Consider the following 7,238-nt stretch of genomic DNA (forward strand, 5'->3'; position numbering starts at 1 on the left):
GTTGCGGCAGTACATCGAGCAGCAGGACCGTCCCGTCTAGGCACACTCGGCCCTGGGCGGGCCTCCTGCGCGCGCCTTCACCTCCGCCGTGAACGACGGAGCACTAGCGCGCATATTGGTAGCCGGACGCAGCGGCCGGTTGTGGTGGCCGGTAGTGGTGGCCGATTGCACCGCTACCGGCGATCACCCCGGCGCCGGGGGTCGGAGTCGATACGCCGTTGCCGATCGACCTGCTCACCCGGGTGCAGCGACCGTTGCAGGTGCTCGATCGCGTCGTCGTCGACGTCCGCGTGGACTGCTCCGGCGGCCCAGTCCCAGGCCGGTGTCGACCACACGTAGAAAAGCACACCCCACCGCGGCTCCCACCCGTCGGCGCCGCGTGGGCGGCGCGAGAGCATGGTGCGGTCGTTCATCGCGTCGAACGCGCCGGTCTCCGGGTCGCTGAACGGCACCCGGTCGGGCGTGAAGTCCAACGGCACCCGGGTACGGATCGGTCCATCGGTGACCGCACTGCGGAACCACCCAGTCTGCTCACGCTCGAGCGCACTGCGGCGGTCTCGGTTTTGCTGCTGTTCCTCGTCGGCGGTGAGCACCGGGCCGGTCCAGACGAACATCTCGTCGTCGATGTCCTCCCCGACGACGAGATCGACGAACTGCGCTCCCACACCGGCCTGTTCGACCCGATAGCCGAGCATCTGCCCGGACTCGATGTCCACCCAGATGCGCATCGGGTACGGCTTACGCGGCGGCGGCGCCAACTCGACCGTCCAGCACCGCCTGCCTGCGAAGTCGACCTCCTCGACCGGGCCGGTCGGTTGCGCGAAGTCGTCGCCGGCCCACTCCGATGCGCTGCGGCGATGCAGCAGGAACTGTTTGTCGCCCAGATAGTGCACGCGGTCCGCGGGCCCGACCCGGGGCCGCGCCGCGTCGCGGGTGAAGTCCCACCCGTCCGTTCCGTCGGTGAGGTGGACGAGGGTTCCGTCGTCACGTTCGACGCGCAGGCGCGCACCGCGGCGCCACACTCGGCTCCCGTCACCGACCGCCACCAGCATCGTGGGCCGCGCGACCATGAACTGCTCGGTGTGATCCGCCGGTTGCACCGCCCGGATCGTGCCGTACAACGGCAGGTCCGGTCCGGCCGACAGTGCCACGAGAACCTCGATCCAATCCGTCATCACCCGACCCTAGCTGCGGATTCGGAACGGAATGCGGAAGAAACCCCGGACACCCGACGTCCGGTGCGCGAAAATTCGGGTATGGCGTGGCTCGAGATCGTTCGTAGTGGTGCTCTGACCACCGTTCAGGATCGGGGGCGTGCCGGAGACACCGCGGCCGGGATTTCCGAATCCGGCGCGGTGGACCGTACCGCTCACGATGCGGCGAACCGGCTCGTCGGCAACGATCCGGCTGCCGCGACCCTCGAGGTGACCGCGGGCGGGCTCGAGGTACGCAGCATCGGGTCGACCATCGTCGCGGTCACCGGTGCGCGGGTCGACGTCACGGTGAACGGCCGGCCACACGGCGATTATGCGATGCTGCACCTCCGCGACGGCGACATTCTGACGCTCGGCGCACCGTCGGAAGGTGTGCGCACCTACGTGGCGGTTCGCGGTGGCATCGACGTACCGGAAGTACTCGGCAGCCGTGCCACCGACACGCGATCCGGGACCGGTCCGCCGCCGGTGGCGATCGGCGACCGACTGCTGGCAGGTGCACTCGCTGCCGATCTCCCCGTCGAATGCCAGATCCCGCCACCGGTCGGCACACCCGACCCGGCCGTACTGCGGGTGCATCCCGGCCCGCAGGAGCATTGGTTCAGCGCGGGGTCGGTCCGGGCGTTGTTTCGTGAAACCTGGTCCGCCACATCCGAACTCGACCGATCCGGCATCCGGCTGCACGGGCCGGGACCGCTGCACCGGTCGAGCAGCGAACGATTCCCGGGCGAGGCGACGGTCGCGGGGGCGCTCCAGGTGCCGCGGGACGGACATCCGATCCTGCTGCTCGCGGACCATCCCGCGGTCGGCGACTATCCGGTGATCGCGGTCGTCGTACCCGGTGACGTGCACATCGCTGCCCAGTTGCGCCCCGGGCACCACGTGCAGTTCCGGCGCACACCGTGACCCCGCACACGCCGGCGCACCGCTACCCGCGGCGCTGACTCACTGCTACCCGCGGCGCTGACGCGCGATATCGGCGAGGACGACGCCCGCCGCCACCGACGCGTTGAGCGACTCGACGTCACCCGCCATCGGGATCGACAGAATCGAATCGCACGTCTCGCGCACGAGACGGGACAGGCCCTTGCCTTCGGAACCGACGACGACCACCACGGGATCGGTGCCGTCGAAATCGTCGAGGCTGGTGTCTCCACCCGCGTCGAGCCCGACGACCCGCACCCCCTTCGACTGCCAATCTTTCAGCGTACGAGTCAGATTCGTGGCCCGCGCGACAGGAAGTCGCGCGGCGGCGCCCGCGCTGGTGCGCCACGCGACGGCACTCACCGAAGCACTACGACGCTGCGGGATCACCACACCGTGCCCGCCGAACGCGGCAACCGAACGGATGACAGCGCCGAGATTACGCGGGTCGGTGATGTTGTCGAGCGCCACGATCAGCGGCCGCTCGTGGTTGTCACGTGCAGACGCGATCAGATCGTCCGGGTGCGCATACCGGTACGCCGGAACCTGAAGTCCGACGCCCTGGTGCAGCCCGTTCGCGGAAAGCCGGTCGAGTTCGCTGCGCTGCACCTCGAGGATCGAAATCCCGGTCTCGGCTGCGCGCTGGACCGCTTCCTTGAGCCGCTCGTCGGATTCGGCTCCGATCGCGACGTACAGCGCCGTCGCGGGCACACCGGCACGCAAACACTCGACGACCGGGTTGCGGCCGAGCACCATTTCGGGACCGTCCTCGGCCTTCCGGCCGGCCGGGCGGCGCGGTCCGCCGCCACCGGTACGCGAATCGGTCTGTTTCGCGGCGGCACGGGCGCGGCGCGCAGCCGCATGGTACGGCCGGTCCTCGGCCTTCGGGGTCGCACCGCGCCCCTCGAGGCCTCGGCGACGCTGGCCACCGGACCCGACGACCTGCCCCTTCTTGGTTCCACCCTTGCGGATCGCACCGCGGCGCTGAGAATTGCCAGCCATCACTGCCCTGCTTTCAAGGACCACTCGGGTCCGTTCGGCGTATCGGTCACTTCGATGCCCGCCTTCGCCATGCGGTCACGCACCCCGTCCGCGACCGCCCAGTTCTTCTCTGCGCGCGCCGCCTGACGTCGTTCGAGTTCGGCGGCGACGAGCACGTCGAGCGCGGCGAGCGCCGACGAATCGTCGCGGGACTGTTCCTGCCAGTGCGAATCGAGCGGGTCGAGCCCGAGGATGCCGAGCATCGCGCGGACCTGACCTGCGATCTGCACCGCGGTCTCCAGGTCGCCCGCGTCCAGCGCCTTGTTGCCGTCGCTGCGCCGGCCGTGAATCTCGGCGAGCGCCTTGGGTACCCCCAGGTCGTCGTCGAGGGCCGCGGCGAATGCCTCGGTCCACGTTCCGACCGGGACGTCGCCGGCACGGTCACGGGTCTTGTACACGAACGATTCGAGTCCGCGATATGCGGCGGCCGCCTCCTGCAGCGCTGCATCGGAGTACTCGAGCATCGAACGGTAGTGGGCACTGCCCAGGTAGTACCGCAGTTCCTGCGGTCGGACGTGTGTGAGGACGTTCGGGATCGACAGGACATTGCCGAGCGACTTGGACATCTTCTCGCCACCCATGGTGACCCAGCCGTTGTGCAGCCAGTACCGGGCGAAGCCGTCGCCTGCAGCCTTGGCCTGTGCGATCTCGTTCTCGTGGTGCGGGAAAACCAGGTCCATGCCGCCGCAGTGGATGTCGAAGGTACCGCCCAGGTAGTAGCAGGCCATCGCCGAGCATTCGAGGTGCCAGCCCGGTCTGCCACGACCCCACGGCGTCGGCCAGGACGGTTCGCCGGGCTTCTCCGCCTTCCACATGGTGAAGTCGCGGGAATCACGCTTACCGGAACCCGCGCTCTCGCCCTGGTGGACGTCGTCGAGCTTGTGCCCCGACAGCGCGCCGTACTGCGCGTAGCTGAGCACGTCGAAGTAGACGTTGCCGTCGGCGGCGTAGGCGTGGCCCGCGTCGATGAGCCGCTGCATGAGGTCGATCATTTGAGTGATGTGGCCGGTCGCGCGGGGTTCCACGGACGGCGGCAGCACCCCGAGCGCGTCGTAGGCGTGGGTGAAGGCACGTTCGTAGGTCGACTTCCATTCCCACCAGGGGCGGCCGGCCTCGGCTGCCTTGCGGAGAATCTTGTCGTCGATGTCTGTGACATTTCTCACAAAAGCGACATCGAAACCTTGCGCGGACAGCCACCGACGCAGTACGTCGAACGCGACGCCGCTGCGCACGTGACCGATATGGGGTTCACCCTGCACGGTCGCGCCACACAGGTACACCGATGCACGGCCGGGGACCAGCGGAACGAAATCCCGCACGGCCCGCGTGTCGGTGTCGAAAAGGCGCAAGGTCACGACCAGCGATCCTACCGTTCCGATTCGGCCGACAGGACCAGAGCAGTCGCGATCGCCGCAACACCCTCGCCCCGGCCGGTGAGACCGAGCCCGTCGGTGGTGGTCGCCGATACCGAGACCGGAGCGCCGAGCAGGTCGGACAGGACGCGCTGCGCCTCGTCGCGACGCGGTCCGATCTTCGGCCGGTTCCCGATCACCTGCACCGCCGCGTTCCCGATCGCGTAACCGTTCGCGTCGAGCAGTCGCCGCACCTCGGTGAGCATCGACGCGCCACTCGCCCCGGCCATATCCGGCCGGTCCGTACCGAACACCGCGCCGAGATCGCCGAGACCTGCCGCGGAGAGCAGCGCATCACACAACGCGTGCGCCGCGACATCACCGTCCGAATGTCCCGAGCATCCGTCGGCCCCTTCGAACAGGAGCCCCGCCATCGCGCACGGCTTCCCCGGTTCGACGGGATGGACGTCGGATCCGATACCGACTCGCACAGTGCTATTGCTCCTGTTCTCGTTCTGCCGATTCCCGTGGGCCCGTCTCGGCCGCGAGCAGCGCTCGGGCCAGGACCAGATCCAACGGCGTCGTGATCTTGAAGGCGAGGGGGTCGCCCGCGACGGTGTGCACGGCCTCGCCGAGCCGTTCGACGAGCCCCGCATCGTCGGTTGCGTCTCCTGCGTCGTCGTTCGCTCGGCGCAACAGCACGGCGTCGAAGCCCTGCGGTGTCTGCACCGCGCGCAGTGAGGACCGATCCGGCGTTCCCGTGACCCGTCCGTCCGCGTCGACGCTCTTGATGGTGTCGGAGACCTGCAGGACAGGAATCACCGCGTCGCGCCCGTCGCGCAACTCACGGGTGACGCGCGCACACAGATTCGGTGGAGTCAGCGCCCGCGCCGCGTCGTGCACGAGCACGAATCTCGCGTCCTCCGCGGCATCGAGACCTGCCCGCACCGAGTCGGTGCGTTCCGCACCACCGGCGACCACCGTGACACGCCCGGCCGCCACCCCGCAGACGAGTTCGTCGGCGGGGGTCCCCGCCAGTTCGGGGGGGACGACGATCACGACGCGGTCGACCGCGCCGGACTCGATCATGGTGCGCGCGGCACGGTCGAGCATCGTGCGTCCGCCGAGTTCGACGAACGCTTTGGGGCGCGATTCGCCCAGACGTACACCGCGGCCGGCCGCCGGAATGATTCCGACGACCGGCCCGCTGCGATCGTTCAACTGCTGTTTTTCGATGGTCGCTGTAGCCCGCTGCTAGGACGCTGCAGCGAGCACCTCATCGAGCATCGTCTCCGCCTTGACGTCGTCCGTTCCCTCGGCGAGCGCGAGTTCGCCGACGAGGATCTGCCGCGCCTTGGCGAGCATGCGCTTCTCACCTGCGGAAAGTCCGCGGTCCTGCTCACGACGCCACAGGTCGCGCACGACCTCCGCGACCTTGTTCACGTCTCCGGAAGCAAGCTTCTCGAGGTTGGCCTTGTATCGACGCGACCAGTTGGTCGGCTCTTCCGTGTGCGGTGCGCGCAGAACCTGGAAGACCTTGTCGAGACCCTCCTGCCCGACAACGTCGCGAACACCGACGTATTCCGCGTTTTCCGCAGGTACCCGTACAGTCAGGTCGCCCTGCGCGACTTTCAGAACCAGATATTCCTTCTGCTCACCCTTGATGGTGCGTGTTTCGATAGCTTCGATCAGCGCCGCACCGTGATGGGGGTATACGACGGTGTCTCCGACCTTGAAAATCATGTGTCCCGTGCCCCTTTCGATTCTTCGAGTTTATCACGCGGTCACACGCGGCCCTCATCAACGGCGCAGGTCAGGGGCGTCGAAACGTGCACGTAGGGCTTGACACGCAACCAGTTACGTGCATCCGGTGACTTCGCTCACACTGCGCCGATATCATGTTCCGCAACAGCACGCGCGCGCGTCGCCGCCCCACTCGTGTGCGCGAGAACGCCCCCGGGGAAGACTGCGCCGCCGACAACTACTACTCTGCCTAGTGGATTGCGAGCCTTACTCGAGTGGAGGACAACCCGTGACTGCTCCGAATGCGCCGACTCGTCGAGTCGCGACCGCCCTCGCCCTCGCCGCGGGGGCAGCGCTCACGCTGTCCGCATGCGGCGCCGGCCAGATCAGCCAGACCGCCACCCAGGTTGCGGCCGTCAACGGCAACGAAGGCAATGTCGGCCCGATCGCGCTGCGCAACGTGCACGTGATCTACCCGGACTCCGAGGAGTACTCCCTCGAGCCCGGCGGCACGGCAGCCCTCGGCTTCAGCATCGTGAATCTCGATCCCTACACCGCGGACACGCTGACCGGCATCTCCACCGATTTCGCGGCCTCGGCGACCGGTGCCGCTGCCCTCACGATCCCCCCGGGCGGTTCCGTCGTCGCAGGTCTGCCCCCGGCCGAAGCCGCAGACGCCGAGGCACTCGTCGTCGACGAGGCCCCGAAGCCGGCCGGTGACGAGGAAGAACCCGACACTTCCGCTCCCGTCTCCGTCGAATTGACCGGCCTGAAGGAGGGTGTCCGTCCCGGATTGACCATCCCGGTCACCTTCACCTTCGCCGAGGCCGGAGACGTGACCATCAGCGTTCCTGTCGATGCGGGTCCGGTGCTCGAGCGGCACGAGTCCGACAAGTCTCCGGTGGTCGGCGAGGGTCACTGAGGCGTCTCTGCCTCCGGAACTTCTCTGCAACCGGCGCGGGGG

Annotated in this window: 8 protein-coding genes; 2 read left to right on the forward strand and 6 right to left on the reverse strand. The window is 68.3% G+C overall.

Annotated elements, in window-relative coordinates:
• Positions 1 to 173 precede the first annotated feature (173 nt).
• The gene (locus tag WAX14_RS09475) at positions 174 to 1,175 is read right to left on the reverse strand and encodes a hypothetical protein (RefSeq protein WP_422627833.1); all 1,002 of its coding nucleotides are present in this window, start codon (positions 1,173 to 1,175) and stop codon (positions 174 to 176) included.
• Between the two features lie 81 nt (positions 1,176 to 1,256).
• On the opposite strand from WAX14_RS09475, the gene WAX14_RS09480 reads away from it, so the two are divergent.
• Positions 1,257 to 2,120: a biotin-dependent carboxyltransferase family protein gene (locus WAX14_RS09480; RefSeq protein ID WP_422627834.1), complete on the forward strand. Its 864-nt coding sequence runs from the start codon at positions 1,257 to 1,259 to the stop codon at positions 2,118 to 2,120.
• Positions 2,121 to 2,165: 45 nt separating this feature from the next.
• Here WAX14_RS09480 and rlmB read toward each other — a convergent pair whose 3' ends face one another.
• The 5 genes from rlmB to carD are packed head-to-tail and all read right to left on the reverse strand — an operon-like array spanning position 2,166 to position 6,274.
• Positions 2,166 to 3,140, reverse strand: coding sequence for a 23S rRNA (guanosine(2251)-2'-O)-methyltransferase RlmB (gene rlmB, locus WAX14_RS09485; RefSeq protein ID WP_422627835.1), 975 nt, complete (start codon positions 3,138 to 3,140; stop codon positions 2,166 to 2,168).
• On the reverse strand, positions 3,140 to 4,534 hold the full coding sequence (gene cysS / locus WAX14_RS09490; RefSeq protein WP_422627836.1) for a cysteine--tRNA ligase: 1,395 nt from the start codon (positions 4,532 to 4,534) through the stop codon (positions 3,140 to 3,142). The genes rlmB and cysS overlap by 1 nt, the downstream gene beginning before the upstream one ends.
• 11 nt (positions 4,535 to 4,545) lie before the next feature.
• Positions 4,546 to 5,022, reverse strand: a complete 477-nt coding sequence (gene ispF / locus WAX14_RS09495) for a 2-C-methyl-D-erythritol 2,4-cyclodiphosphate synthase (RefSeq protein WP_422627837.1) — start codon at positions 5,020 to 5,022, stop codon at positions 4,546 to 4,548.
• Between the two features lie 4 nt (positions 5,023 to 5,026).
• A complete protein-coding gene (gene ispD, locus WAX14_RS09500; protein ID WP_422627838.1) occupies positions 5,027 to 5,752 on the reverse strand; it encodes a 2-C-methyl-D-erythritol 4-phosphate cytidylyltransferase in 726 nt (241 codons plus the stop codon).
• Positions 5,753 to 5,785: 33 nt separating this feature from the next.
• Positions 5,786 to 6,274 (reverse strand): RNA polymerase-binding transcription factor CarD, encoded by a 489-nt coding sequence (gene carD / locus WAX14_RS09505; RefSeq protein WP_006550486.1) that lies wholly within the window; start codon positions 6,272 to 6,274, stop codon positions 5,786 to 5,788.
• A 289-nt stretch (positions 6,275 to 6,563) separates the two neighbouring features.
• Here carD and WAX14_RS09510 point away from each other — a divergent pair, with 289 nt between their 5' ends.
• Positions 6,564 to 7,196: a hypothetical protein gene (locus WAX14_RS09510; protein ID WP_422627839.1), complete on the forward strand. Its 633-nt coding sequence runs from the start codon at positions 6,564 to 6,566 to the stop codon at positions 7,194 to 7,196.
• Positions 7,197 to 7,238 lie beyond the last annotated feature (42 nt).

The sequence above is a fragment of the Rhodococcus sp. (in: high G+C Gram-positive bacteria) genome (genome assembly GCF_049299235.1).
Classification (GTDB): Bacteria; Actinomycetota; Actinomycetes; order Mycobacteriales; family Mycobacteriaceae; genus Rhodococcus.

Coding starts and splice junctions, on each gene's coding strand:
- WAX14_RS09475 (WP_422627833.1), bottom strand. CDS start 1,175: ATGACGGATTGGATCGAGGTTCTCGTGGCACTGTCGGCCGGACCGGAC.
- WAX14_RS09480 (WP_422627834.1), top strand. CDS start 1,257: ATGGCGTGGCTCGAGATCGTTCGTAGTGGTGCTCTGACCACCGTTCAG.
- rlmB (WP_422627835.1), bottom strand. CDS start 3,140: ATGGCTGGCAATTCTCAGCGCCGCGGTGCGATCCGCAAGGGTGGAACC.
- carD (WP_006550486.1), bottom strand. CDS start 6,274: ATGATTTTCAAGGTCGGAGACACCGTCGTATACCCCCATCACGGTGCG.